This window comes from Streptomyces sp. NPDC050743 (assembly GCF_044456925.1).
Classification (GTDB): Bacteria; Actinomycetota; Actinomycetes; order Streptomycetales; family Streptomycetaceae; genus Streptomyces.
On sequence record NZ_JBITGJ010000078.1, the window covers coordinates 1 to 25,718 of the forward strand.

Annotated in this window: 27 protein-coding genes and 3 pseudogenes; 23 read left to right on the forward strand and 7 right to left on the reverse strand. The window is 67.8% G+C overall.

Annotated elements, in window-relative coordinates:
• Positions 1-88: 88 nt before the first annotated feature.
• The 5 genes from ACIBJF_RS40680 to ACIBJF_RS40700 form a co-directional block, all read right to left on the reverse strand.
• Positions 89-694 (reverse strand): VOC family protein, encoded by a 606-nt coding sequence (locus ACIBJF_RS40680; protein ID WP_399181725.1) that lies wholly within the window; start codon positions 692-694, stop codon positions 89-91.
• Between the two features lie 62 nt (positions 695-756).
• The gene (locus ACIBJF_RS40685) at positions 757-1,455 is read right to left on the reverse strand and encodes an SDR family oxidoreductase (protein ID WP_399181728.1); all 699 of its coding nucleotides are present in this window, start codon (positions 1,453-1,455) and stop codon (positions 757-759) included.
• Positions 1,456-1,965: 510 nt separating this feature from the next.
• Entirely contained in the window at positions 1,966-2,865 is a 900-nt protein-coding gene (locus ACIBJF_RS40690) for a DMT family transporter (RefSeq protein ID WP_399181730.1), read from the reverse strand.
• 512 nt (positions 2,866-3,377) lie between these two features.
• Positions 3,378-4,442, reverse strand: a complete 1,065-nt coding sequence (locus ACIBJF_RS40695; protein ID WP_399181732.1) for an LLM class flavin-dependent oxidoreductase — start codon at positions 4,440-4,442, stop codon at positions 3,378-3,380.
• Between the two features lie 108 nt (positions 4,443-4,550).
• Positions 4,551-5,111, reverse strand: coding sequence for an NADPH-dependent FMN reductase (locus ACIBJF_RS40700; protein WP_399181734.1), 561 nt, complete (start codon positions 5,109-5,111; stop codon positions 4,551-4,553).
• A 121-nt stretch (positions 5,112-5,232) separates the two neighbouring features.
• On the opposite strand from ACIBJF_RS40700, the gene ACIBJF_RS40705 reads away from it, so the two are divergent.
• The gene (locus tag ACIBJF_RS40705) at positions 5,233-5,694 is read left to right on the forward strand and encodes a MarR family winged helix-turn-helix transcriptional regulator (protein WP_399181735.1); all 462 of its coding nucleotides are present in this window, start codon (positions 5,233-5,235) and stop codon (positions 5,692-5,694) included.
• 520 nt (positions 5,695-6,214) lie between these two features.
• Entirely contained in the window at positions 6,215-6,667 is a 453-nt protein-coding gene (locus tag ACIBJF_RS40710; protein WP_356317041.1) for a MarR family winged helix-turn-helix transcriptional regulator, read from the forward strand.
• Between the two features lie 180 nt (positions 6,668-6,847).
• Here the strand turns inward: ACIBJF_RS40710 and ACIBJF_RS40715 are convergent.
• A pseudogene (locus ACIBJF_RS40715) lies at positions 6,848-7,219 on the reverse strand (SH3-like domain-containing protein); the annotation flags it as partial.
• Between the two features lie 68 nt (positions 7,220-7,287).
• On the opposite strand from ACIBJF_RS40715, the gene ACIBJF_RS40720 reads away from it, so the two are divergent.
• From ACIBJF_RS40720 to ACIBJF_RS40755, 8 genes are all read left to right on the forward strand, one after another.
• Positions 7,288-7,965, forward strand: a complete 678-nt coding sequence (locus ACIBJF_RS40720) for a hypothetical protein (RefSeq protein WP_399181737.1) — start codon at positions 7,288-7,290, stop codon at positions 7,963-7,965.
• A gap of 458 nt (positions 7,966-8,423) precedes the next feature.
• Positions 8,424-8,585 (forward strand): nitrile hydratase subunit alpha, encoded by a 162-nt coding sequence (locus ACIBJF_RS40725; protein ID WP_399181787.1) that lies wholly within the window; start codon positions 8,424-8,426, stop codon positions 8,583-8,585.
• Between the two features lie 55 nt (positions 8,586-8,640).
• Entirely contained in the window at positions 8,641-8,937 is a 297-nt protein-coding gene (locus ACIBJF_RS40730) for a nitrile hydratase accessory protein (RefSeq protein WP_399181738.1), read from the forward strand.
• A gap of 882 nt (positions 8,938-9,819) precedes the next feature.
• A complete protein-coding gene (locus tag ACIBJF_RS40735) occupies positions 9,820-11,301 on the forward strand; it encodes an MFS transporter (protein ID WP_399181740.1) in 1,482 nt (493 codons plus the stop codon).
• A gap of 165 nt (positions 11,302-11,466) precedes the next feature.
• Positions 11,467-11,628, forward strand: a complete 162-nt coding sequence (locus ACIBJF_RS40740; RefSeq protein ID WP_399181742.1) for a hypothetical protein — start codon at positions 11,467-11,469, stop codon at positions 11,626-11,628.
• Between the two features lie 934 nt (positions 11,629-12,562).
• Positions 12,563-13,090 (forward strand): carbonic anhydrase, encoded by a 528-nt coding sequence (locus tag ACIBJF_RS40745; protein ID WP_399181744.1) that lies wholly within the window; start codon positions 12,563-12,565, stop codon positions 13,088-13,090.
• Positions 13,091-13,284: 194 nt separating this feature from the next.
• A complete protein-coding gene (locus tag ACIBJF_RS40750) occupies positions 13,285-14,166 on the forward strand; it encodes an NmrA family NAD(P)-binding protein (protein WP_399181746.1) in 882 nt (293 codons plus the stop codon).
• A gap of 270 nt (positions 14,167-14,436) precedes the next feature.
• Entirely contained in the window at positions 14,437-15,552 is a 1,116-nt protein-coding gene (locus ACIBJF_RS40755; protein WP_399181748.1) for an MBL fold metallo-hydrolase, read from the forward strand.
• 39 nt (positions 15,553-15,591) lie between these two features.
• Here ACIBJF_RS40755 and ACIBJF_RS40760 read toward each other — a convergent pair.
• Positions 15,592-15,753, reverse strand: a pseudogene (locus ACIBJF_RS40760) (IS1380 family transposase); the annotation flags it as partial.
• A gap of 179 nt (positions 15,754-15,932) precedes the next feature.
• On the opposite strand from ACIBJF_RS40760, the gene ACIBJF_RS40765 reads away from it, so the two are divergent.
• From ACIBJF_RS40765 to ACIBJF_RS40825, 13 genes and pseudogenes are all read left to right on the forward strand, one after another.
• Complete coding sequence (locus ACIBJF_RS40765; protein WP_399181749.1) at positions 15,933-16,649, forward strand: hypothetical protein; 717 nt, start codon at positions 15,933-15,935, stop codon at positions 16,647-16,649.
• 910 nt (positions 16,650-17,559) lie between these two features.
• A complete protein-coding gene (locus tag ACIBJF_RS40770) occupies positions 17,560-18,006 on the forward strand; it encodes a carboxymuconolactone decarboxylase family protein (RefSeq protein ID WP_399181751.1) in 447 nt (148 codons plus the stop codon).
• A gap of 190 nt (positions 18,007-18,196) precedes the next feature.
• Positions 18,197-18,787 (forward strand): CGNR zinc finger domain-containing protein, encoded by a 591-nt coding sequence (locus ACIBJF_RS40775; RefSeq protein ID WP_399181753.1) that lies wholly within the window; start codon positions 18,197-18,199, stop codon positions 18,785-18,787.
• A 246-nt stretch (positions 18,788-19,033) separates the two neighbouring features.
• Positions 19,034-19,249, forward strand: coding sequence for a DUF2283 domain-containing protein (locus ACIBJF_RS40780; protein WP_399181755.1), 216 nt, complete (start codon positions 19,034-19,036; stop codon positions 19,247-19,249).
• A gap of 38 nt (positions 19,250-19,287) precedes the next feature.
• A pseudogene (locus tag ACIBJF_RS40785) lies at positions 19,288-20,215 on the forward strand (IS5 family transposase).
• Positions 20,216-20,233: 18 nt separating this feature from the next.
• Positions 20,234-20,488, forward strand: a complete 255-nt coding sequence (locus ACIBJF_RS40790) for a hypothetical protein (protein ID WP_399181757.1) — start codon at positions 20,234-20,236, stop codon at positions 20,486-20,488.
• Between the two features lie 513 nt (positions 20,489-21,001).
• Positions 21,002-21,667, forward strand: a complete 666-nt coding sequence (nthB, locus tag ACIBJF_RS40795) for a nitrile hydratase subunit beta (RefSeq protein WP_399181759.1) — start codon at positions 21,002-21,004, stop codon at positions 21,665-21,667.
• Positions 21,664-22,263, forward strand: a complete 600-nt coding sequence (gene nthA / locus ACIBJF_RS40800; protein ID WP_399181760.1) for a nitrile hydratase subunit alpha — start codon at positions 21,664-21,666, stop codon at positions 22,261-22,263. Before nthB ends, nthA begins: the two co-directional genes overlap by 4 nt.
• Positions 22,260-22,616 carry a nitrile hydratase accessory protein gene (locus tag ACIBJF_RS40805; RefSeq protein ID WP_399181761.1) on the forward strand — a complete coding sequence of 119 codons (357 nt, stop codon included), beginning with the start codon at positions 22,260-22,262 and terminating at the stop codon, positions 22,614-22,616. Before nthA ends, ACIBJF_RS40805 begins: the two co-directional genes overlap by 4 nt.
• Before the next feature lie 202 nt (positions 22,617-22,818).
• Positions 22,819-23,544, forward strand: a complete 726-nt coding sequence (locus ACIBJF_RS40810; RefSeq protein ID WP_399181764.1) for a flavin reductase family protein — start codon at positions 22,819-22,821, stop codon at positions 23,542-23,544.
• Complete coding sequence (locus ACIBJF_RS40815) at positions 23,541-24,617, forward strand: alpha/beta fold hydrolase (RefSeq protein ID WP_399181766.1); 1,077 nt, start codon at positions 23,541-23,543, stop codon at positions 24,615-24,617. Before ACIBJF_RS40810 ends, ACIBJF_RS40815 begins: the two co-directional genes overlap by 4 nt.
• On the forward strand, positions 24,614-24,760 hold the full coding sequence (locus tag ACIBJF_RS40820) for a hypothetical protein (RefSeq protein WP_399181768.1): 147 nt from the start codon (positions 24,614-24,616) through the stop codon (positions 24,758-24,760). The genes ACIBJF_RS40815 and ACIBJF_RS40820 overlap by 4 nt, the downstream gene beginning before the upstream one ends.
• A 30-nt stretch (positions 24,761-24,790) precedes the next feature.
• A complete protein-coding gene (locus tag ACIBJF_RS40825) occupies positions 24,791-25,684 on the forward strand; it encodes an alpha/beta hydrolase (protein WP_399181770.1) in 894 nt (297 codons plus the stop codon).
• Positions 25,685-25,718 lie beyond the last annotated feature (34 nt).

A 25,718-nucleotide genomic window follows, 5' to 3' on the forward strand; every position in this document is an offset into this window, starting at 1 on the left:
CCGGGCAGGTTGGAACCCGGACGGTGTCGAGGGCGTAAGACCACCTGAGCCGCCGGCTCCGGTGGCGGCCTGAGCCGTAAATCCCCGCTCAGCCCCGGAGGGCGACGCATCCCCTCCCTTCAGGGAGGGGAGCCTTCAACATGTACTGCGCGTACCAGTCGGGCCAGTTCGGGTCTTCCTCGCCGGTGCGCTTCTCGTGCTCGCCATGGGCGACCGGCGCGCGGCGCATCGCGTTCGCCAGGTCGGACACGGAACCGAACGCTGTCGGGCCCGCATCGACCCGCCCGGGGAGCCGGGACGTGATCTCCTGCAGCAGCCACCTGTTGCCGTCGGGATCGCTGAACGTGGCACGCGAGAAGTAGCTGCGCCGCTCGGGGTCCAGGCCCGCCACCGGGCCGTCCGGGCTCAGATGGAAGATCTCGCTCACCTCGACACCGCTGCCGACCAGCGCGTTCCTGGTGGCCTCGATGTCGGTGACGACCAGATAGCCCTTGGCCGACCCGGGCGCGGCAGTCGTGAGGTTCGGACCGAACTGGACCGAGCACGCGGAGCCGTGCGGGGTGAACTGCACGACGCCGGGCGGAGTACGGTCCAGCCGCCACCCGAGTCCCGCGTAGAACTCCTTGGCGCGGTCGACGTCCGCGACGGGAATGACGAGCACTTCGACCTTCATGTCGACGTCCTTGACGTCCATGGTTCCATCCTGTTCACAGGGGCCTCACCGGGTCGCGCGCTACGCCGGGCACGGCCGGGGTTTCAGGCGCGGGGTCCGCGTTCGAGCGGCTGCGACAGAGCAGCCTTGGCCTGCTTGGTCTCCTCATCGGCAAGGACTTCGCTCAGGTCGTGGGCCAGGGCCTGCATGGTCTGCTCGGCCACATCGGCCGCGCTGATCTTCGGATCGGTCACCCAGGCGCTCAGATCGGTGTCCACGAAACCGGCGTGGACCCCGACCACCAAGGTGCCCTGTTCACGCAGCGCCTGCCGCAGGGCATCCGTCAGGGACCACTGCGCCGCCTTGGAAGCGGCGTAGCCGGGGAAGCCGGGCTGGCCGACCCAGGAGGCCAGCGACAGCATGTTCACCAGTGCGCCTCCGCCGTTGCGGGCGAGGGCCGGGGCGAACGCGCGTGAAACAGCCCACGTACCGAAGTAGTTGACCTCCAGCGCCTGGCGCGCCCCGTCGAACGAGCCGTCCCAGAGCTTGGTGTCCGCGCCACCGATGCCCGCGTTGTTGATCACGATGGAGACATCGCCGGCGAGAGCGGCGGCCTCGGCGACCTGCGCCGGACTGGTGACGTCCAACCGCAGCGGAGTGAGGTCCTCGTCCACAACCGCCTCAGGTGCACGGGCGCCGGCGTACACCTTGCTCGCGCCGTGCTCGATCAGTGCACGGGCGAACGCCCGACCGATGCCTCGATTGGCTCCCGTGACCAGCGCGACCGATCCCTTGATGTCCATCGTTGTTTCCTTTGCTGTGCAGCGATCCGGCACAGCCTCCGCCTTCGGGTTCATGGACGGCCGGCTGGATCTCGGGCGTGAGAGCAGTCGTACCGCCGCGGACAAGGGACTCGGTGTAGCCCGGCCCGTGGTGTCAACGGCGTGGGACTTTCCACTCTGGATTAAGCTCATCATCCAGATTACGGCGACCATCCTCCCTGTCAAGCGCAGACTGACGGAAGCAGCGCCAGGGCAGCAGTCGGCGCGACCAGATCTATCGGGTACGGCCTGGTCGGGCCGCTCATCGAGTTCAAGTGACATCGAGCGAGAATCACCAGCGCATCGAGATGCGAAGGCCATGGGGAAGCGTCTTTGAGCGGCGGGTTTCTTCTCGCAACCCTGTGCCGGGACGTGAAGGTCTGATCGAGACACATGCAGGGGGGTGCAGGACCGCCTGCGCCGATCGGAGGGGCCGGCCGGGGTGACCGGCGGCGGGGGAGCAGTGGCCAGGCGGCAAGGGCTTCCCGGTTCCTAGCCCATGGCGTGTTCCACGGGGTGGGGCTGCTCTTCGTCCGCATTCAGGCAGTTCGCCAGGCACCGTGTGCGGGACAGGGTGAGGACCCCGTAGGTGAGCACGGCGAATCCCGTCAGGGCCGGCACCAGCCACATTCCCGTGCGAGGTACCTCCGCGTAGATCGTGACGCCCAGTGCGACGCCGGTTACGGCGTCGGTCAGCGTCAGCGCGGGCTGGGAGGCGATGAGGGGACCGGCCTGCATGGCGGTTCCCAGCAGGAACAGGGAGGTGGCGCCGATCATCGCGAAGCCGTAGGTCTGCCACGACAGGAGGAAGGCCTCAAGGCCCCGATCGCCCAGGATGGCCATGGCCGATTTCATGAGCGCGGCGGTGAGGGCGTTGCCGAGGGCGGCTCCGGCAGCCAGGCAGGACGCTCGCACCATGCCCAGAGGTCTTCGTGTGGCGGCGAGGACGAGTGCCGTGGCGATGCCGCCGACGACCAGGAGCGTGGGCACCCACCGGAAGCCGGATACCGTGTCCCTGCCACCGGAAGGCGCCAGGGAGAACAGGAAGACGGTCAGTCCCGCGGCGATGCAGGCCACCGAGGACCAGGCCTTGCGGGAGCGGTGCACGTGGAAGACCGCGCCGCCGATCACGAGGGCCAGCGGCAGTTCGAGGATGAAGACCGGCTGGACCATGGCGAGTGAGCCGGAGGCCAGGGCCAGTGCCTGGAGGATCGCGGAGGCGGTGACGCCGGCGATGCCCGCGAGCCAGGCAGGGCGGCGGAACAGATCGAGGATCAGGCCGAGGCGTAGGGACGTCGAGGCCGGGACCGTCAGCGCCGCCCGCCGCTGCAGAACTGTTCCCAGCGCGTTGCTGCATGCGGCAAGCACGGCGAGAAAGACGGACAGAGCCATGGCCGGTCATCCCTTGGTCGTTGCAGTCCCCGCTCCGGGCATGCTGGGGGTAACCGCCGTGTCTGACGTGGCATTCCGCCTGCCCCTGGCGGTGCTGTGGTGGGTGTGTTGCGCCACCGCCCCGTGTTCCGGTGTGCGGTGCCCGGGCGCCGGGACGGGAGGGGCACCGTGCCGACCAGCGCACTGTGCGGCAGAGCCCGCTCGAGGTCCTGGCGCTTTTGAGGCGTGATGTGCCGCCTGTCCGCCTCCGCTCATGGCCATGGCGCGAGCCCCCAGGCGCAGCGGTGGCGGGGGCTCCTGCGCGGTCCGGTTGCGCGAGTGCCAGGGCATGGTGAAGTCGACCTGGTCGGCTGCCAGAGGGGCGTGGTCATCGTGACCGGTGCCCGGCCGTCCACTGCGCACACCGCCCGCCCGGCCTGCCCCTTCCGGTCCGCCGTCGACTCCTGCCGCCCTGACACGGGATATCAGGTGCTGCCGGTGTGATTGAGGCGGAAGCGGAGCGGCGATGCGCGTCACGGGCTCATCAGGTCTCGGACCCGTGGGGCTACCTCGGTGCCGAAGAGTTCGATGTTGGTCATGAGTGCCTCGTGGGCCAGGCCGTTCATGCCGTACTTGAGGTCGAAGCGATTGGCTCCGAGGTCCTTGAGGGTGGTGACGATCTTCTGGGCCACGGTTTCGGGTGATCCGACGAACAGTGCGCCTCCGGGGCCGACGTCGCACATGAACTGCTCGAAGGTGGGAGGGCGGAAGCCGCGCTGCCGGGCGACTTTGCGGATGGCTGTCTCGTAGTGGGGCCAGAATTCGTCGATCGCCTGTTCGTCGGTCGCGGCCACATGTCCGGGGCTGTGCACGCCGACGGGCTGGTCGGGGTGGCCGTATTGCTCCAGTGCCTGCCGGAAGAGCTGTGCGAAGGGAGTGAACCGTGCCGTGGGGCCGCCGATGATGGCGAGCATGAGCGGGAATCCGTAGCGTGCGGCGCGGACCACGGACTGGGCGCTTCCGCCGACGCCGATCCAGGTCGGGATCGCCCCGGACTCGCTGTGTGGATACACGGGCTGGTCCTTCAGGGCCGGCCGGGTGCTTCCCGACCAGGAGACGGGCTTCTCCTTGCGTAGTTCGGCGAAGAGATTGACCTTCTCCTCGAAGAGGAGGTCGTAGTCGGCGAGGTCGTAGCCGAACAGGGGGAAGGACTCGGTGCCGGAGCCTCTGCCGAGGATCAGCTCTGCGCGGCCGTCGGAGACGGCGTCGAGCGTGGCGTAGCGCTGGTAGACCCGGACGGGATCGTCGGAACTGATGACGGTCACACCGGATCCCAGCCGTATGCGGGAGGTGCGCGACGCGATCGCCGCGAGGACCACGTCCGCCGCGGACAGGGGCATCCAGTCGGTGTGGTGTTCCCCGATGGCGAAGTGGTCGAGCCCGACCTGGTCGGCGAGGACGCCCTCGGCCACGAGATTGCGGATGGACGCGCCGTGCGGCAGGGGCCGGCCCTGGGCATCGTGGGACACGTCGCCGAACGTGTCCAGGCCGAGAGTGATGGGGTGCCCGCCCGAAGGGGAGGGAGCTTCGTGGGTCATGGGCAGGCTTCTCACGTGCGATGACGGGCGGTAGGTGGGGTACGGGCCGCCTCCCGCACCGGTGTCGTCGGGCACGGATACGGGGGCGGCCTCGGGCCGGGCGGTTCGTCAGCTGGCGCGGAGCGGCGCTAGAGCCTTGCTCCAGGCGACCACCTGCTCCAGCGTGCCGGCGAGGGCATCGGCCTGGGTGTCGGCGGGCTTGAAGACGCTGAAGTTCTCGAAGTCGGTGAACAGGGAGAGCGCCACCTGGGAGCGGACGTCCGCCATCTGCAGCTCGCCGGCGATCAGGCGCAGGTGCTCAACGGCCCGGGTGCCGCCGGTGGAGCCGTAGCTGACGAAGCCGACGGACTTGTTGGCCCACTCGGCCGCCAGGAAGTCGATGGCGTTCTTCAGCGCACCGGGCACCGAGTGGTTGTACTCGGGTGTGACGATCACGAAGCCGTCCAGAGAGGCGATCTTCGCGGCCCACTCGTGAGTGTGCGGCTGGCTGTACTGGCCCATCGCCGGCGGGTAGGGCTCATCCAGCAGCGGCAGCTTGTAGTCCAGCAGGTCGACGAGCTCGTACTCGGCGTCGGTGCGGCGCCGGGCGTGCTCGAGCACCCAGTGGGCCACGGCCTCACCGTTACGCCCGGGCCGCGTACTGCCGAGGATGATGCCTATTTTCGTCATGCGCTTACCTTTGCAAGAGGAGGTACTTGCCGAGTCAAGTACATGCATGCATGTGCAGGTACTTGTCGCGTCAAGTAGATGGGACGTTTGTTTGACGTGTCAAGGAGATAAGGTGTGAGGCATGTCCCCTCCAGAGCAGACCCTGCGCCCCCTGGACGCCGCCGAAGAAGCACTCATGCGCGCGCTGGGCGATGTCATGATGGCGCTGCCGCGCGCCGTCGACGCGGACATGATCCGCGACGGAGGCCTGCGCCTGTCCGAGTACACCCCCCTCATGTTCCTGTCCGAGGCCCCTGACAGCCGGATGCGGATGAGCGAACTCGCCCAGGCCTGCAACCTCACGCTCAGCGGAATGACCCGCGTCGTCATCCGCCTCGAGAAACAGGGGTTCGTCCAGAGGGTCCGGTGCGACGAGGACCTGCGCGGCTGGAACGCGGTCCTCACCGAAGACGGTCTCGCCCGCCTGCGGGAGGCGTGGCCCGCCCATCTGGCCAGCGTGCGGCGGCGCGTGCTCGACAACCTCGCCGGCCAGGACCTCGCCCAACTCGCCACCGCACTGCGGCACATCGCGAAAGCATGCTGAGGCGTGGAGCAACCCGTCACGGGCCAGGCGTCGTGTAGCGGCGGGCGGGCGGGCGGCGTTCCATCGGCTGCCCGTGGCTCCTGCAGGACCACCGTGCAGAACTACCGTCCGTGGCCGCCGCCCCGTCACGCTTGGTGGCGATACGAGGCGTGTCGATAGGTGTTGTCCGACTGGGACAGGAGCGGGTCGTCGCGGGAAGTTGGGGGTGTCCCGTCGGGCGCCCTGCCTGACACCGATGGGTTCCGCGGTCGGGCGGCGACTGCTGCTGTACGGCTGCGGTGCGGTCACTGGAGAGGGCGGGGGTGCCCGCCTGTGGCTGGGGCGTGACGGGCGGTTCGGCTTTCGCCTGGGCTCGGCCGGTGAAGACCCGAGACTTCAGGAGCGTATGCTCCTATTTGTCTGGGTGGCAAGAGTGGCTTCCTCGGGCGCCGGGTGCTGGGTCACTGCGAGTAGCGCCTGAGCTGGAATTTTATGGAGAGCATATGCTCTTATCATGGGTGGGAGTGCTCTGGAGGAGAAGATGGTCACTACACCGACAGACCCCGCCGATGCGTGCAACAACCTGGCTCTGCGTAAGGCGGCCCGGTATCTGAGTGCGACCTATGACAAGGCTCTGACCTCGGTCGGTCTTCGTGCGACGCAGTTGAGCATTCTGCAGAAGCTCAGTGCGCACGGGGAGATGACGATCACCGCGCTCGCTGACATGATCGCGATGGATCGTACGACGATGGCTTCGAACCTCAAGCCGTTGGCGCGGGAGGGCCTGGTGACCGTCGAGCCCTCGGCGGCCGACCGCCGGGCACGGATCGTTGCCATCACGCCGGAGGGGGTGTCCCGGATGAAGGCGGCGCTGCCGCTGTGGCGGGAGATGCAGGCCCGGTTCGAGGAACGTTTCGGAGCCGAAGAAGCGGCCCAGATGCGCGCGTTCCTCGAAGCCGTCCTCCAGACCGGCTTCACGCCCTGGGCCGAGTAAAGCCGCCGACGCCGAAGGTCCGAGGCTGGTTGGGGCGCCGAGAACCGCACCGGCTGCGGCTCGGAGCGCGCCTGCCAGTGCGTCCGGGCTCTCGTACGGCTCCACGGGGAGTGTGAAGGGTTCGGCGTTGGGGCCCGCAACTCGCACGAGTCGAACCCATGCTGAACAGACGCACTGCGGGTGCTCGCTCAGGTGATGTGTGCTGGTGTGCGGTAGCACGGCGGCGGGCTGGACGACCTCGACGACGCCGGTGTGTCCCCGCGCGCAGTCTGGCAGCCTGATGTGCCCGGGTGCTGACACGGTTTTCGCCCGCACCTGCTTGCCGGCGGTGAAGGGTCGGCGCGGTGCCGACGATGCGCAGCGATAAGCCAGGTGCCTGCAAGGGGTCGTTGATCCGGACCGCCGGGGTGTGGGGGTGGAGGTCGGTGATGTAGCACTCAGGCGTTTTTGTCGCAGCGTGGACGTCATGCCGACCGGGGGGCCGGCACCCCATTGCGGGACAGACGCGGAAGGGACGGGGAGACCCGCTTGCCACACCTCAATTAGGAGCATATGCTCCTATCTGAGTACTCCAACCGTGCCATCCGCGTACGGGCTGCGACCTGAGAAAGGAATCCGATATGTTTATCAAGATCAAGTCACTCGCGGCGGTGGCGCTGCTGACCACGGCGGCTGGCGGCATCGGCACGGTGGGTGCGTTCTCCGCGAGCGCGGCCACTCCCGCCCCTGCGAAGATCGCGGTCTTCAGTGCTGAGTTCGGCACAGCCGCCAACCCCAACTTCATCGAGACCGTGTCTCATGGCGTGGCGAAGGTCGGCCAGCCGACCGTCCTGAACCGCGTCAACGGCTCCGACCCGGGGCAGGACATCATCGGCCACCGCGGGGGTCTGGTCTCGGACTTCTTCAAGGCCGGCCTGGTATCCGATGACGTGAACAAGCACTACGGCAACCTGAACGCCGCGCAGCTCGAGTTCGCGCCCAGGGGGGTGCCCAGCCACCTGTGCGTGGGTCTCGAGGCTGCGGCGCACCAGAACGAGAGGCTCTCCCTACAGTCGTGCGACACGCCGGGCACCACGGTGTGGATCATCGACACCGCCGATTCTCCCAGGACTGCGGCCAAGGGGTACTTCCCGATCGTCAATGGCTCGAGCACGGACTACGCCCACCCGTTCGCGATGACCTACTACGGGGAGCCGGGCCACAGGCATGCGGCCGACAAGCCGATCCGCGTTGCTCACCTGCTCGGCAACCCGGCGCGCGTCCACGACAACCAGCTCTGGGGCGTGCTGAAGAAGTAGGAGGCCCCTGGTGGGATTCCGCCAGGCCTTGCTGCTGGAAGAGGAACGAAGCCCTGAGCGAACCGATGCGGCGCACAGCAACCGCCGCCGTCCGCCACCGCTCCGGCAGGCACCGGAGCGAGCAACATTTCTCGAGCTCGGACTACCCCGGATACGGACGCTGGAAAGACCGCCCCGGCAACCACAGCCAGGCGGCGAACAGCCACCCCGATTCCGGTATCACCGGCCGGCTGGCATGGTTCGTACCGCCTACTACGCCGGTAACCGCTACTTTGTGAACGACTGATGCGAAGTACCCGCACGCCCTCATCTTCAAAGGGGGGAGATCGGGTGGGGCGCTTCCGGCCTTGGGCGCGAGTCCTTCACCATCTGCGGCGGCGGGTCGCCGGAAGTCCCGGCGACGTAAGGGCCGGACCACAACCGGCCGTGCGTGATTGACCGGTTCGGGGGGCCGGTGAATTCCTGCCGCAGGCGCGAGCCGACGTCCATTCGGCAGCGAGGTCCGCTGGCTCGTCCTGCCCGAACGCCCAGCCGGCACCGAGAGCCTGTCCGAGGAGGAACCCGTGCCGCTGGTGACGAGGGATGCGATGGTCGGTGTGGCGAACGTGGCCGCGGTATGAGCGCGCCGCTGGACATCGAGGGCCGGCCGCATCACCGCGCTCCAACGGGGAGTTGGTGTTCGCCGAGCCGTGGGAGAGCCGCGCCTTCGGCATGGCCGTCAGTCTCTACGAGGCAGGCGCGTTCACCTGGCCGCAATTCCAGGCCGCCCTGATCGCCCGGATCAGAACCTGGGAGACCTCCGCGGCCGTGGACGAACCGTATGACGACTACCGGCTCCGGCCGGCCGCCCTGGGAGACGTGCTCGCCGGCCTGTGTGCCGTGTCCACGGACGAGGTCACCACCCGCTCCCAGGCACTGGCACCACGTTCCCCGGGCCACGACCACCGTGACCACCCCGGCCACCCGCACTGACCGCAACGCCGTCCCAGCGTCCTCTTGCGGACCCGTCAGCGCCCTCCTCGGGAGCTTCCCGGGGAGTGAACGCAGGCACTCCAGGACCCCGGCCCGCGACCACACCGCCGGGGCTGAGCAGACGGGACCGCGGGCACGTGCCGCGTCTGCGCCGTGGACCTTCGTATTGCCCGCGGGCTCTGGCTTTACGGCCTTCGGCGTTCAGCGGTGGCCGGCGGCGAACTCGCCACCGAGGGACGCCCCTGCTGCACTCACGCTTCGTCCCAGGCCCTGGAAGGCGGGGATCCGCCGGGACAGCCGGGTCAGGTCCGCCGACGGGATCCGCCAAGGCGGCCTGCGCCTGCCGGGGATTCTCCGGCGTCCGGGGACCGTCCGTCCCTGCGACGGTCCCAGAGTCATTCGGTCCGGAGCTCTGGCGGAGCGTCCGGCTCGGCCGGGTGACCGACGCATCGCAGGGGCGACAGCGCGGTTTTGTCGCCGCCCGGTGGCCGCAGGTGTGCTGGAAGTCCAGCGGGGGAGGGGGACCGCCCGCTTGTCGTCCCACTCGCGCAGCCGGTCCGTGGCGATGTCCGGCGACGCCCCGGTGTATTCGGTGATCTTCGGAGAACCGGTGCACACCGTACGCCATCTCGCGCGGCGCCGGCAGCGACGTACCGCTCGCCGGCGATCTCCAGCGCCGCCGCGATCGAGCAGTTCCTGGCGTCAACGGGCCGGTCGGCCAACACATTTGCCGGGAGCGTGCCGGGCGGTGCCGGCGGGTGACCGGCCTGCTCTTCCCCCTTCGTCCTTGCATCTCACCTGAATAGGAGGATATGCTCCTATCTATTCCTCGGGCAACGGATCCGGACCTGCGGCCGCCGCCCACGAGACAAGGAACGGCACATGTCCATCCCCGAGCGGACCCCCAGTGCTCCGTCCCCGCGCACGGCCTCGGGCGCGGTCCAGGGCGGTACCGCCCTGGACGAGCGCCAGGACCCTGCGGCGCGCCGACACGCAGGGCGCGTACTCGCCCTGAGCAGCCTCGGTGTGTTCGTGGTGTTCCTCGACACCACCATCGTCAACGTCGCCTTCGAGACGATCGGTCACAGCTTCCACGCCACCACCGGGCGCCTGAGCTGGGTGCTGAACATCTACAGCCTGGTCTTCGCCGCAGTGCTGATACCCGCCGGACGCCTGGCCGACCGCTACGGCCGCAAGCATGTGTTCCTCATCGGCATGACCGGCTTCGGCCTGATGAGCGCGCTGTGCGGGCTCGCCCCGAGCGTGACGGTGCTCATCATCGCCCGCGGGCTGCAGGGGGTCTTCGCCGCGCTGACCATCCCGACCTCGCTGGCCCTGATCCTGCCCGAGTTCCCGCCCTCGCGCCGCCCTGCGGCCATCGGCACCTGGGGCACGATGGCCGCGGCCGCCGCCGCGATCGGCCCCACCCTGGGTGCACTGCTCATCAAGTACGCCTCCTGGGGCTGGATCTTCCTGGTCAACGTGCCGATCTGCGCGCTGGTCCTCGTCGTCGGGCTGCGGCTGTTGCGCGAGACTCGCGAGCAGGGCGCTCGCGGAATCCCCGACCCGCTGGGGGCGGTGCTGATCGCGGTGATTCCCGCCGCGCTGAGCCTGGGCATCGTCGAGGGCCCGAGCTGGGGCTGGTCCAGCCTCCGGGTGATCGCCGCCTTCGCCGTCGCCGTGGTGCTGCTGCCGGTCTTCGTGTGGCGCACCCGCACCGCGGCCCGGCCCGTGATGGATCTGACGCTGTTCAAGGTCCACCAGTTCCGGCTGGTCAACGCGGCCTCGCTGGTGTTCGGTCTGGCGTTCTTCGCCGTGATCCTGAGCAACTTCATCTTCTTGCAGACGGTGTGGCACTACTCGGTGCTGATCGCTGCCCTGGCCTGCCTGCCCAACCCGGTCATGACGGTGATTACCGCACGCCCTGCCACCCGGATGGTGCACACATACGGGCACAAGGTCGTGTTCCTCACCGGGGCCGTCCTCTTCGCCCTTGCCCAAGGCGCCCTGGCGCTGGCGCTCTCCGCCCACTCGCATTGGGCCGCCCTCTGGCTTCCCGCCATGGCGGTCACCGGAATCAGCCTCGGCATCAATCTGCCCACGCTGTCCGTCGCCTCCACCCAGCCCCTGCCGCCTGCCCAGTTCGCGGTCGGCTCCGCGATCAACCAGAGCTTCCGCCAGCTCGGCGCCGTCCTCGGCGTCAGCCTCTTCGCGGCCGTCGTCGGCACACCGGGCAGCGTCAGCACCGCGCTCAACGCCTTCCACAACGCCTACTGGCTATTCGGCGCTCTGGGCCTGCTCAGCGGAGTGATCATCTGCCTTCCCCAGCTCCGCCGCGCCCCCGCCCCGGCACCAACCGCCTGACCGCCGACGGCGGCCCCTGGCCTGCCCTGAGACTGAGGGGTCGTTTTGATGACCTTCGCCAGGGCCGCTGGATCACCGACACCCAAACCGTGTCGGGACACGTGGGAGAGAAACATGGGCACGGAACCATTAGATGCTGCGCGGCTTCGGCGAGCACTGGTACCCGTGCTCGTATACCTCATCGCAGTGATGGCGGTGATCAGCAGTCTCGGCTCGCCGTTGATACCCACGATCGCCACCGTCGAGCACATGCTGCTCTCCAAAGCCCAGTGGTCCCTGACCATCACCCTGCTCGTCGGGGCGGTCGCCACACCCACGACGGGGTAGCTGGGCGACGGTCCGCCGTGGCGCCCGATGATCCTGTTCGCCTCTCGGTCGTGCTGGTGGGTAGCGTGCTCGCGGCCCTTCCGCTCGGCTTCGGCTCGCCTGTCGCGGGCAGGGCTCTTCAAGACGTCGGGCTCGGCCTGAGGCCCTTGAGCATCGCGACCGCCCGGGACAGCCTGCCGCCGGACCGGTCGCGCTCGACCATCGCGCTGCTGCCGATCATCACCGTGACCGCTGTCGGCCTGGGGTACCCATTGACCGGTCTGATCACCGAAGCGCTCGGTTACCACGGCAGCTTCTGGTTCGGTGCGATGGTCAGCGGGACCGCACTCGTGTCGGGCGGCTCTCATCGTGTCACCTACCCGGCATGTGGCCTCGCGCCCCTGCGACGTGGTGGGTGCGGTCCTGTTCGGCTGGGTCCTCGCCGGGCTCTAGCTCGTGCTGAGCGATCCACGGCTTCTGCCAGAAGACGGCATCACCGTCTCCCGCTACACCGGGGTGTCGTAGGTCCGCTTCGTGGTGCAGGCCATCCCGCGCTGCACCAGCAGCGACCACCGCTCGCCGACGCTCTCCAGTGCCGCCGCGATCGAGCAGTCCCCGACGCCGACGGACTGGTCGGCTCATACCTACGCCCCCGAGGCGTGCCGGCTGGTGCGCGCGCCCTCGTCGACCGCTGCCACGCCGCCACCGGGGGCGGACACCGCGTCCGGTGGCGGACGCCGCGGCCGGTGGCCCAGCGCCGTGTGCCGGCGGGTCCTTAGCCGCACTTGCCTGGTGCGCTTCCATTCCCTGGCGCAGCCGGAGTCGGCTGGATCTTCCTGCTCACCAGTGTCGGCGGCGTGGCCGACCGCTTCCCCCTTCGTGGTGCTTGTACCTCCCAGAATGCGAGCATATGCTCTTATATGTCTGACCCCCACAGCACCGTTGAGGAAACAAAATGATCAATACCGAGGATCTGGTCACCCGGAATGCCGCGTTCGCCGCCCGTGGCGCGCACGAGGGCCTGCACATCCTGGGCAGCGGCCAGCTGATGGTCATCGGGTGCGTCGACTCCCGTGTCGATCCGAGCCACGTGCTCGGGCTGGACCTCGGCGAGGTGACGGCGATCCGCAACGTGGGCGGACGCGTCACCCCGGCCGTGCTCCGCACCCTGGCCATGCTCACGAAGGTCAGCGCGGCCCACCGCGGCGACCGCCCCGCAGGCACGCACATCGTGGTCATGCACCACACCGAATGCGGCATCAAGGACATCGCGGCGTTCCCTGAAATGCTGGCGAGCGACTTCGACATCCCCGTCGAGGCGCTGGACGGGAAAGCCGTCATGGACCCGTTCGCCTCCGTCCGGGTCGACGTCGGAGTCCTCAAGACCAGGATGCCCGCAGGCCTCGTGACAGGGCTCGTCTACGACGTCGAGACGGGACTGGTCGAGGTCGTCGCCCCGACCATGAGGGTCGGGGAGGAATAGGCGCCGGCTTCGCCCACCTCGCTCGACGCCCCAAATTCGAGCACATATTCATATTGCAACGTCGCCGCAGGTCACGATCACTTTGAGTGGTCGGCCCCGCGACGCCGACCGCATGAACGGCGCAAACAGCTGCCGACAGCCCGGCGCAGCGCCGACGCCGCGCCCCCTTGTCCGCAACTCCACAAGGTGAAGAAATGATTCTGATAACCACCGCGAACGGTGCCACCGGCCGGCCGATGGTCGACTACCTGCTCAAGGACGGCTTCAGCGTCCGCGCCCTGGTCCGCAAGGACGATGCACGGGCACAGGAGCTGCGCGAGGCGGGCGCCGAGGTCGTCTTCGGTGACCTCCTTAACCTCCGTGACGTGCGAGCGGCCCTGGAGGGGGTCCAGCGTGCCTACTTCAACTACCCGGTAGCGGACGGCCTGGTGGAAGCGGCCGTCATGTTCGCGCAGGCAGCGAAGGAGCAGAAGCTCGAGCTCATCGTGAACATGCCGCATTTTCAGTCGCGTCCCATCGCGCGCAGCAAGACCACCCAGAACCACTGGCTGGCCGAGCAGGTCTTCGACTGGTCCGGCGTCCCGACCACCCACCTGCGGCCCACGGTTTTCGCACAGTGGCTCCTCTACATCTCCGGGTTCATCCGCCGTGGCCGCTACGCCATGCCCTTCAACGGGGACAGCCGCGTCGCTCCGATCGCCGGCCGTGACGTCGCACTGACCGCCGCCAAGATCTTCGCCTCGCCCGAGAAGCACGCCGGCCAGACCTACAGGCTCACCGGCCCGGTGGAGTACAGCCACCAGGAGCTCGCGGCCGAGGTGAGCCGGGTGCTGGGCAAGGACCTTCCCTTCGAGCAGATCACCGTGAGCACGTTCCTCGAGTCGATCGGCCTTCTGAACGACACCGCCAAGCTCAAGCACTTCGAGGCGATCGTCATCGACCAGCAGGAGGGGCTGCTGGCAGGCGTCAGCGACGCGGCCCTGAGCATCACCGGTCAACCGCTGGTGACAGTGGAGGAGTTCATCAACGAGAACCGCTCCGCGTTCGGGCTCGGCCCCGCCAAGTCGGCAAGCTGACCCCTCGACGGGCCCGGCCGGAGCAGGCAACTGCCCTTGATTTCCGCACGCATCGATGAGCAGCGCAGCATCACCGTGGGCCGGGCTGCCTCGAAGGCAGCGACAGAGCCCGGTCGGCCGCCTCGGTGCGCAGCCCGTCCGGCCTGTGTCCCGGCTGCGTGCGCCCCCGCTCTAGGCCACTGTGGTGGTTGTGGCGATGTCAATGCCCCCTCGCGGCCGTCACGGCACACTCGGCTGATCGGGACAAGCAGAAGGTCCGCGTCAATAGTCGTGGGCGGCTCGTCGGCGACGAACAAGCCGAACAATCGGCAGAAAGCCAATCCCATGTGTCTTCCTGCAGGAACCGCCGCCGAAGCGGCCAGCGCTACGCCTCGTCCCGCCTTCGGGCCCGCGGTGGACCCCATTCATCTTGAACCGGTCGACGAGGTCGAGATCACGATTCTCGTCGACAACGTCTACGACGCTCTGCTGGGCGGCGATGAACGCACGCGCCGTGCTTCCTTCAGCGCCGGTGTCAAGCCGGCGCCGCACTTCGAGGAGGGCGAGACCTTCGTCGGCCTCGTCGCCGAGCACGGCTTCTCCGCGCTGGTCACCATCAAGCGGCTCGGACACACTAGCTCGCTGCTGTTCGACGCCGGGCTCTCGCCGACAGCAATGGTCGTCAACGCCGACCGGCTCGGAGTGCGCTTCGACGATCTCCAAGCGGTCGTGCTCAGCCACGGCCACTTCGACCACGCCGGAGGTCTGGCCGGGCTCGCGGAACGCCGGCGCGCCTCATCAATGCCGATGCTCGTACATCCCGAGGTGTGGACTCGGCGTCGCGTGGTGCTCCCGGGTTCACAGATCCAGCCGTTTCCCACCGTCAGCAAGAAGGCTCTGCGCCAGGAGGGATTCGACGTGGTGGAACGGCGCGTGCCCTCCCTGCTCCTCGATGAGAGCGTACTGATCACCGGTGAAGTCGACAGGACAACCGAGTTCGAACGGGGCATGCCGCCCAGTCATCAGGCGTGGACGGGCGAGCGGTGGGCACACGACGCGAAAATCATCGACGATCAGGCCCTCGTCGTGAACCTCCGGGGGCACGGACTGGTGGTGCTGACCGGCTGCGGCCACGCCGGCGCGGTCAACATCGTTCGACACGCCCTACGCCTCACCCAGGTCGACCGGCTCCATGCCCTCGTCGGCGGACTCCATCTGAGCGGGCCGGCATTCGAACCCATCATCCCGCCGACAATCACCGCCCTGGCGCAATTCGCGCCGAGCCTAGTCGTTCCCGGCCACTGCACAGGCTGGCGTGCTCAGCATGCACTGGCTGCTGCGCTCCCGTCGGCCTGGGTACCAAGCTCGTCCGGCACCTCTTTGCGCCTTGAGAGCGCGCCCGCCTGACGCGAGGGCGAGTGCGAGGCGGGCGAGGTGGCTGGGGGCGTTGGTGGCGAAGCACGTGATCCGCATGCCGTCCGCGTCCGTGATTCTCAACTGGGCAGCCGGGATAGGTCGTTCCTCGCGGACGATCAGCCGCATGCCGCTGCGCCAGCCGTTCAGCAGCTCGCCCGTGAGCTCGACACCCCAGGCCCCGTCGCGGACCTCGCAAGCCCGTTCTCCCGCCGATCGCGCTTGAGCGGTTCCCGACCGACTGGCCGTTCCTCAATATGCGCATATACTCGTAATGAGAGGTTGGCTGCACCGGACCGGTGCGTCGCCTCGGCAGCCGGGGTTACCGACCGGTCGAATTTCCGCGAAAATCCACACGCAAGGAGAAGTCCGCCATGAGTGATCTCGTCACCCGCGTCATCGAGGCGCACGGCGGCCTGGACCGCTACCACCGGTTCACCTCGGCGACCGTGCATCACAGGGTCGGCGGCTCGCTGTGGAGGCTGAAGGGGCAGGAAGGGATATTGAGCCATGTGGCCGTACGGCTCGACCTGCACCAGCAGCGTGCCAGCCACTACCCCTTCACCGCACCGCACCTGCGGACGTCCTTCACCGCGCAGCGGGTGGCCGTGGAGACCGTGACCGGAGAGGTGACGGCCGAGCGTACCGACCCTCGTGCGTCGTTCCCGAGCGACGTGCGCGATCCCTGGGACGTGCTGCACGTGGCCTACTTCGCCGGGGAGGCCATGTGGACCTACCTGACATCGCCGTTCACCTTCGCCTCTCCCGGTTTCGAGGCCGTGGAAATCTCCCCGGTCACGGAGGAGGGGGAGACCTGGAGGCGCCTGCGGGTCACTTTCCCTGACTACATCGCGACGCATTGCGCCGAGCAGGTCTTCTACTTCGACTCCGACGGGCTGCTGCGCAGGCACGACTACACGCCCGAGGTCATCGGCGCCGGGCCCGCCGCGCACTACGTCTCCGACTACAAGGAGTTCGACGGGATCATGGTCCCGACCCGGCGGCGCGTCCACCGGCGGCGGGCGGACGGATCGGTGGACCGGGACGTGGAACTCGTCACGATCGATGTCGAGAGTGTCCTGTTCATCTGACGGGTAGTCGAAGTCCGGTGACCTCCGTGCTCGTTCGTGGGGAAAACCGGTAACCGGACCCCGGCCAGTGAGGGCTGTTTCCGGGCGGCGGCACCGGTCAGGTCGGCGACGACGTCTTCGGACGTACGCATTCCCAGCGGTCCGGCGCGTCGGGAATCATGAAGCACGCGTCCGGACAGCTGGCACCTCACCGAAGACGCCGACGACTTCCTCGCCCGAGCCGGGGACTTCCTGCGTTCGCGGCCCGCACCGCACATCAAGTTCCTGACGGTGACCGAGAAACTGCAGACACGCGGTGCGTACCCGCACGGCGGCGTCCAAGCGCCCGTCCTCGGCCGGTCGGAGCGAGCGGGCGAGGACGACGCCACCTTGTGCCGCTTCCCGTCCCGCGGCCTGGGCGTCACCCCCTCACGCCCGAGCAGGCCGATTCCCTTGCCACCCACCTGGTCGCCTTCGGGCACCGTCTTCCCTATGTCAGCAGCGGCAGAGGCGATGCGGTCGCCGGCCGGGGCAGTCGGGATGTGAGATTGCGGAGTGCTGGGAATCAGAGAGCCGTTCTTACGGTTGGAAGGCAAAGTAAGCGTGAGAATGGTTCGTGCTGCAAGGCAGCGGCGCGCTCCGCCGCAGGTGGCTCGGCTGCCACGGTGGGCCGGACCATCGCTTCGTTCACGACTACAGAAGGACCGGCCGGCGTCGAGTCGGCAGGGGCTGGCGACGCCCCAAGCCATCGCTACGGAGACGCCGGCCACAGGTCCTCGTGGAGTTCTGACGCGAGCTATTCGAGTCATCGTCCCAGCAAGGAAAGAGAATTCGCATGTCTCGTATCCCTCTGATCCAGCCCGACACCGCCACTCCTGCAGCAGCCGAGTTGCTGGCTGACGTCCAGAAAGCCTTGGGAATCACTCCCAACATGACCAAGGCGATGGTGAACAGCCCGGCCGTTCTCAAGGCATACCTGGCGTTTTCCGGGGCGCTTTCCGGCGGCGAACTCCGTCCCGCGGTCCGGGAGCGCATCGCCCTCCTGACCGCCCAGGAAAACGGGTGCGACTACTGCCTTGCCGCGCACATCCAGGCCGCTACCCACGTGGTCAAGCTCGACCAGAGCGAGATGGAGCAGGCACGCCAGGCCAAGTCGGCGGACCCGCACGCCGATGCGGCGCTGAGCCTGGCGGCGGCTGTGCTGCGGAGCAGGGGCGGCATCACGGATGGCGATGTCGACGCGGCCCGCGCAGCGGGCCTGTCGGACGCGGAGATCGCCGAGGTCATCGCGGCGGTGTCGCTGAGCACCTTCACCAACTACTTCAACAAGGCCGTGGCTACGGACCTCGACGGGCCCTTGGCCCGGTACCTCCCGTGAGTGTGCCGTTGCTGTGCCCAGGCGCCTCCGTGCGCCTGGGCACAGCCCGCGGCGCGAAAAGTGGACAGTGGCAGGGGTCGGCACAGCCCTAAGACCCGATCTGTCCGATGCGGCGTGGATCTAGACTAGGGCGCCGGGAGATCCCGCAGACCTGTCACAGAGCTGCCAGAGTATTCGTTAGGGGTGTGCCGTGCATGAGGCGCCTATCATTGGAGATACTCCAGCGCTCGACCTTGCGAATACGTACTTCACCATTCGGGGGAATCCCGTAGAAGGTCTGCCGAGCAAAGAAGCCTTGGAACGCTGGCTTACGTCTATGCACACGAGCCAGGGTCTCCCGGCTGTTTCCGCCGTGGACTCAGTAGGTTTGGCGAGTTTCATCGAACTCCGCGATGCCATCCGAATGGTCGCGCAAGCCTTGACTGTGGGCGACGGAGAGATCCGGGACGCAGTGGATCGAATCAACGACTTTGCGTGCGCCAACCGCACGAATCCGAGGTTGGTCATCGAGCACACCGACCTGATCGCGCGTTACGAGTCGGATGCGACTGGCATGCGCAGGCTGCTGGCGGAATTCGCTTGGGATGCCATCGATCTCTTTGGAACCGAACGAAAGAAGCTGCTCCGTTCCTGCCCGGCACCTGATTGTCCGCTGTTCTTCATCAAAGATCACTCACGCCGTAAATGGTGTCGGCCTTCGTGTGCGAACAGGGTACGGGCGGCTCGCGCCTACCGAAAACAACGAAGTGCCGCTGCTCCAGGGTCGGGTGTGTCAATTTAGCGGCGCTTGCTCAGATTCGGTGACAGCAGAACGCGACTTCGCTCGCTGACATCGTGCGCGAGATGTCGACGAGCTTGTAAAACATCAGCCCGGTGTCACCGACGCCCCAGGCCAACGGCCACCTCATCGCCTTCGACCTGGCGGCTGGCACGGGCCACTAGGCCCTGTCCTGGCGATCTCCGATGCCGATAGCCTTCGGGGGAAGCAGCATCCGGTGCTTCAGGCTGGCGAAGGATACGGAGAGTGATGCGAGTCGAGTACGACGCCTCGGCGAACATGGCGTACATCTACGTCGTCGACAGGATTGGCCCAGGTGAAGCCGTCCGTCAGGTAGTTGCTGGCGAGGACACGATGGCGCTGCTTGATCTCGACTCGCAAGGGCGGCTTCTGGGCATCGAGTTGTTCAATGCCAGGAGCCGACTGCACCCCGATGTACTGGATAGTGCCGAGCAGATCGGTTGAGCCCGCGTCCGTCGAGTGGCTGAGTCGTTGACAGGACTATGGGGACTCGGGGAGATCTCACGGATGCTCAGTGGGCCCGGTTGGAGTCGTCGCTGCCAGTGAGTAACGGGCGTTGTGGCAGGTGGCGGATCACCGGCAGGTGATCAACGGGTTGCTGTACCGGATCCGGTCCGGTGTGCAGTGGCGCGATCTGCCGGAACGCTTCGGGCCGTGGAAGACGGTGCACGAGCGGCATCGCCGCTGGTCTGCGGACGGTACCTGGGAGCTGCTTCTTACACACGCCCATGCTGAGGCGGATGCAGCCGGCGACATCGACTGGGAAGTGTCCGTCGACTCGACGTCTGTGCGTGCCCACCAGCACGCGGCCGGAGCCCGCCTCGCACCGCCACCGCGCCTCAAGAGGGGCTCCGCGAACGCGGTCAAAGCCGCTCGGATCTGGGCGGAACTGGGTGGGCTCCTGGCGGAGGTGGTGCAGGAGCTGAGGCGCTCGGCCGTTCGCGCGGCGGCTTCGCCACCCAGGTTCACCTGAGCGCGGACGGCCGCTGCCGCCCGCTGTCTCTCGTGATCACGCCCGGACAGCGCGCCGACTGCACCCAGTTCGAGTCAGTCCTGGACCGCATCCGTGTCCCGCGCCTGACCGTCGGCCGACCCCGCACGAAGCCAGGTAGTGTCAGCGCCGACAAGGGCTACAGCAACCGCCGCACCCGCTCCTACCTGCGCAGGCGCTCGATCCAACACGTCATCCCGGAGAAGGCGGACCAAGCCGCTGGCCGCCGCAGGCGTGGAAGCGCGGGCGGTCGGCCGCCCGGTTTCGACCGTGAGCGGTACAAGAAGTGCAAGACCGTCGAGGGGGCAATCAACCGCCTGAAGAACTTCCGGGCAGTCGCCACCAGGCACGACAAGCGCGCCTACGTCTTCCTTGGCACGGTCACCGCCGCGATGATGATGATTTGGCTCCGCTTGTGATCAATACACCTAGGTGTATTGATCAAGCGATTGGAGGCGGCGAGCCTCGTACGGCGCGAGCGCAGCGCCCTGGACGAGCGGTCCGTGCATGTCCACCTCACGGACGAGGGCACGGGGCTGAGGCAGCGCGCACTGCTGGTGCCGCGCCGGATCAGCGCGGCGACGCGCTTTGAGCTGGAGGAGATCGCGGACCTCCACGCTCGCCTCGACCGGATCGCATGGTTGCTGGGCGCGGCGTTGGTCGAGGAGACACCGGGCTGCGGCGCCTCCTAGTGCTGGATTCCTCAAAGGATGTACACATAGCGGCGGCGTAGGCGCTTGGTGGGTGGTGGGGGTCTGCCCCAGATCCGGAGTCGGGCGCAGGTGTTGAGCTGGGCTGTGGCCACTTCGGTGGCGTGGGTGATGTGGGCGCGGTCCGAAGCGACGGCCGGCCAGGGCGGCCTTGCGGAAGATGCGCCACCAGCCCTCTTGGAGGTTGAGTCGGCAGGCGCCGACCGGGATGAACATATCGACCCTCGGCCGATGCGCACCGCCTGCCGGCACAGACAGAGTCCAGTCACGTCCTGCATCCACACATCGTCCGTCCTTGCCACCTCAGCAATAGGAGTATATGCTCCTAATTGTTGGTGTACCGCTGGCCACTCCCAAGTGGTGAGGCGGCAGAGACCGGGACACCCGAGGCGATCAATAGCTTCGAGGGCCGCCCGCGTGGTGACGTTCGGGGTGCCACCCGAAAAAGAATCGACCATATATGTCCTCTATTTCGAATGTCTGAGAGGTTATGTGATGGATGGTATTGCTGACATGGGAGGAACCCCCGGATGGGGCCCCATGTATCCGCCGAGACGCGATGAACCTGTTTTCGAGGAGTCCTGGCAGGGTCGGGCATTCGCGGTGGCGATCTTGTCCAACCGGGTGTCCGGGGGGAACCTGGACTCCTTCCGGCATGCGCTGGAGCGCCTTGATCGAGCCGCCTATCTGGACGACGGCTACTACGGGCGCTGGCTCAACGCCGGGGAGCTGAGGCTCCTCGACAGCGCGATCCTGGCGCCGGGCGCGGTCGACGCCCGCGCCCGCAACCTGCGTGGCGAACACGTGGAGGAACCGCCGGTCCCGGAGCCCGCCAAGCCGGACTATGCGCCGACCGCCGAGGGTTCGCTGCGCACCGTGGACGCCCCTCCGGCCTTCACCGTCGGCGAGCGCGTGCGGGCCAAGAACGTGTCCGTACCCGGGCACACACGGCTGCCGGGTTATGTGCGGGGCCATACCGGCGTCGTCGAGATCGTCCAGCCGGCCCATGTGCTGCCGGACACCAACGCCCACTTCCTGGGCGAGAACCCGCAGCACGTCTACTCGGTGCGATTCGACTCACGCGAATTGTGGGGCCCCGACGCCGAACCCTTCGCCATCACCATCGAGATGTTCGAGAGCTACCTGGAGACAAACTCATGACCACGACCAACGGATCGGCTGAGCATCTTCCCATTGCTCTGCGTACCGAGGCGCTCGAGCAGTTGCTCACCGAGCGGGGCCTGATCGACCCGAAGGTGATCGACGGGTTCATCACCACCTATGAGACCAACGTGGGTCCGCTCAACGGCGCCAAGGTCGTCGCCAGGGCGTGGGCCGACCCCGAGTACCGCAACCGGCTGCTTGAGGACGGCACGGCCGCCATCAAGGAACTGGGCTTCGGAGGGATGCAAGGGGAGCACATCGTGGTGGTGGAGAACACCGCCACCAGCCACAACGTGGTGGTGTGCACCCTGTGCTCCTGCTATCCGTGGCCGGTGCTCGGCCTGCCGCCGAGCTGGTACAAGGACCCCGCCTACCGCTCGCGGATCGTCAAGGAGCCGCGCACGGTGCTGTCCGAGATGGGACTCGACCTCGACGACGACGTGCAGATCACCGTCCGCGACTCCAGCAGCGAGGTCCGCTGGCTGGTGCTGCCCGAGCGTCCGGCCGGCACCGAGCACCTGACCGAGGAGGAACTCGTGCCGCTGGTGACGAGGGATGCGATGGTCGGCGTGGCGAAGGTGGAAACGCCATGAGTGCGCCGCTGGACGTCGAGGGCCCGGCCGCACCGCCCCGCTCCAACGGGGAGTTGGTGTTCGCCGAGCCGTGGGAGAGCCGCGCCTTCGGCATGGCCGTCAGTCTCTACGAGGCAGGCGCGTTCACCTGGCCGCAGTTCCAGGCCGCGCTCATCGCCAGGATCACCGCCTGGGAGACCTCCGCGACGCCGGACGAACCATACAACTACTACCAACTGTGGCTCGCCGCCCTGGAAGACGTCCTCGCCGACCTGTGCGCGGTCTCCACGGACGAGGTCACCACCCGCACCCACACCCTGGCCCAACGCCCCCCCGGCCACGACCACACGGGCGACCACGACCACGCGCATTGATGTGCAACACCCTCTCGGCCTCGCAACACCTTCAAGGGCGACGGCCGAGGAGGTGGTGCAAGTGCCACACGGGTTCTTTTGAGCGACCCCGGGGTCAACCGGAGAGCCCTGCGCGGGCGGCGAATCTGGCCTGCCGCAATCGAGGCAGGCCACCACAGTGATTGTGCCGCCGTGGCCACTTAACCCAGATGGAGGAACGTCGGTGATTATTGACGCTGAGGAGCTCGACGCCGCACACGCGTACAAACTGCTGATCGGGAGCATCATTCCGCGCGCCGTGGCGTGGGTGAGCACCATCTCGCCCGAGGGCGTCGCCAACCTTGCCCCGATCTCCTTCTTCACCGCGGTCGGGCGCAAGCCCCCGATGGTCTCGCTCTCCCTGCAGCCGCGCTCCGACGGGGTCACGCTGAAGGACACCCTCGTCAACATCCGTCAGACCGGCGAGTTCGTCACGAACCTGGCGACGTTGCCGCAGGCGCATGCCCTGCACAGCTCGGCGTTCGAGTTCGACTCGGGGGTTGACGAGTTCGAGGCGCTCGGCCTGGGGAAGGAGCCGTCCGAAGTGGTGCGCGTGCCTCGGGTGAAGGGGGCGCCGATCTCTTTGGAGTGCGTGGTCAACCGCATCATCCCGGTCGGCGACGACGGCGTCGATCATGTGGTGTGGGGCGAGGTGATGCGGTTCCACATCAGGGACGACCTGTACCTGGAGCGGGGACGGATCGACACCGCCGCGCTGCCGGCCGTCGGCCGGCTCGCCGCCGAATACACCCTGGTCGACAACGTCTTCACCACTCCCCTTGACGAGGAGTTGCTTGAGGCACGTCACGGCCGCCGGATGCAACGCCTGGACTCCCGATCCACCGACTTCTCACCGATCGACAACCAGGACTGGTCCCCCTCGGGGGCGACGTCCCTTCCTGGACAGTGAGCACCACGATGAGGACAGAACGTGTCGGGCACAGCGATGTGCGCTTCCGCCGGGCCGGCGATGGCGATGTGGCAGTGGTGTTCATCCACGGCTTCCTCGACGACCAGTACATCTGGGACAGCCTGACCGCGCAGCTGACCACGCCCGGCATCGAGCATGTCACGCTCGATTTGGCCGGCTGCGGGGACCGCAGGCAGGCGAGCGGGTCGTTCACCTACGCCCGGTTCGCCGACGAAGCGGGTGCTGTCGTCGACGCGATCGGCAAGCCCTTTGTGATCGTCGGTCACAGCATGGGCGCGGCTGTGGCTGAGCTGGTCGCCGCCGGTCGGCCCGATCGGGCCCTCGGGCTGACGCTGGTGACGCCCATTCCGCTGGCCGGCACTCACCTGTCAGACGAAACGCTCGACCGGTTCCGGTCCCTGGGCGGCGACCCCGAAGGGGAGCGTGCCGTGCGGCGTCAGCTGTCCGCCGCGCTGCCAGCGGCGGCGCTGGACCGGCTGGTCGCCGCCGGGCAACGCCTGCGCCCCGAGGTGGTCCGTGACCTCGCCGAGTGCTGGAACACCGGACACCTCGCCGGCCGGCAGCAAAGCCGTTTCGCAGGCCCGGTGCTCATCCTCCGCGGCGAGGGTGACGGCTTCGTCACCGAGGAGATGGTCAACGCCGCCGTCGCACCTCGGTTTACCGCGGTGGAACAGGTGCTGGTGGCCAAGGCGGGGCACTGGGCTCACCTCGAGCAGTCGGGTGAGGTCGCCGCCCATCTCGACCGCTTTTTGGCCCGGGTACTCCCCCCTGACGGTCCCCGCGACCCCAAGGCACCGCGGAAGAAGGGCTGGACGAGCGCCTTCGCACAGAAGTCAGCCGTCGTGTTCGCCGAGGCGTTCGCTGCGGATGTGGTGCTGGAGGCGAGCGTCCTCACGCGCCCGGTGGAGGGGCGGGACCAGGTCAAGAGTGTGATGGGGGCGCGAGCGCGGTCTATGAGTCGCTCCGGTTCACTCGGGAGACCACGAATGGCTCACGGACCTACCTGGAGTGGGAGGCCACCGCGTTCGGGGGCCGGCCGATTGAAGGCGTGACGATCCTGACCAAGGACGCGTCCGGGCGGATCGTCCGGGCCGCTATCCATCACCGACCGCTGGATGCCGTGAACCGGTTTTCCGCGGAACTGCGAAGCCGATTGCGCGGTGTGATCGGCGCCGAACATTTCCACCAGAACTGAAAATCCCCATTGCACTCAGAAAGTTGTTCCATGGTTCAGCGCAAGGATGTCGAGTTCGAAGCCGACGGCGCAGTACGCCTGCGCGGATGGCTCTACCTGCCGGACGGGCCGGGCCCGTATCCGGCGATCACGATGGCTCACGGCTACGCCGGGGTCAAGGAGCACGGACTGGAGCCGTTCGCTCACGCCTTCGCCGAGCACGGGTTCGTCGTCCTGCTGCACGACCACCGCACCTTCGGGGCCAGCGAGGGCTGGCCCCGGCAGGACGTGGACCCCTGGCAGCAGATCGCCGACTGGCGGCGGGCCATCTCCTACCTGGAGAGCAGGCCTGAGGTCGACGACGACCGGATCGGCCTGTGGGGCACCAGCTACGCCGGTGGCCACGCGATCGTGCTGGGCGCCACCGACCGTCGTCTGCGGGCCGTGGTCGCCCAGGTGCCGACCATCAGCGGCTACGAACAGGGGCTCCGCCGCATCGCACCGGATGCCGTAGCGGGCCTGGAGGGGGCTTTCTCCGAGGACGAGCGGGCACAGTTGCGTGGTGAGGCTCCGCGCACGCAGACCATCGTCAGCAGTGACCCTGCGGTGCCCGCCTCCTACCGGTCACAGGAGGCCATCGACTTCTACCTGCAGCCCAAGCCCGACGGCGTGTGGGACAACCAGGTCACCGTCCGCTCCACCCGCGCGGCGCGCATGTACGAGCCCGGCACCTGGATCACGCGGGTCTCACCCACACCGCTGCTCATGGTGGTCGCCCTGGGAGACACGGTCACCGTGACCGACCTGGCGCTGGCGGCCTACGAGCGCGCCCTGGAGCCCAAGCGGCTGCAGCTGATCCCCGGGGGCCACTTCGACCCCTACACCACCCAGTTCGACAAGGCGAGCAGCGCAGCCCTCGCCTGGTTCCGCGAGCACCTCGCCTGAAGGGGCGCCTGGCCCCCGGCGGGCCGCGCGGGCC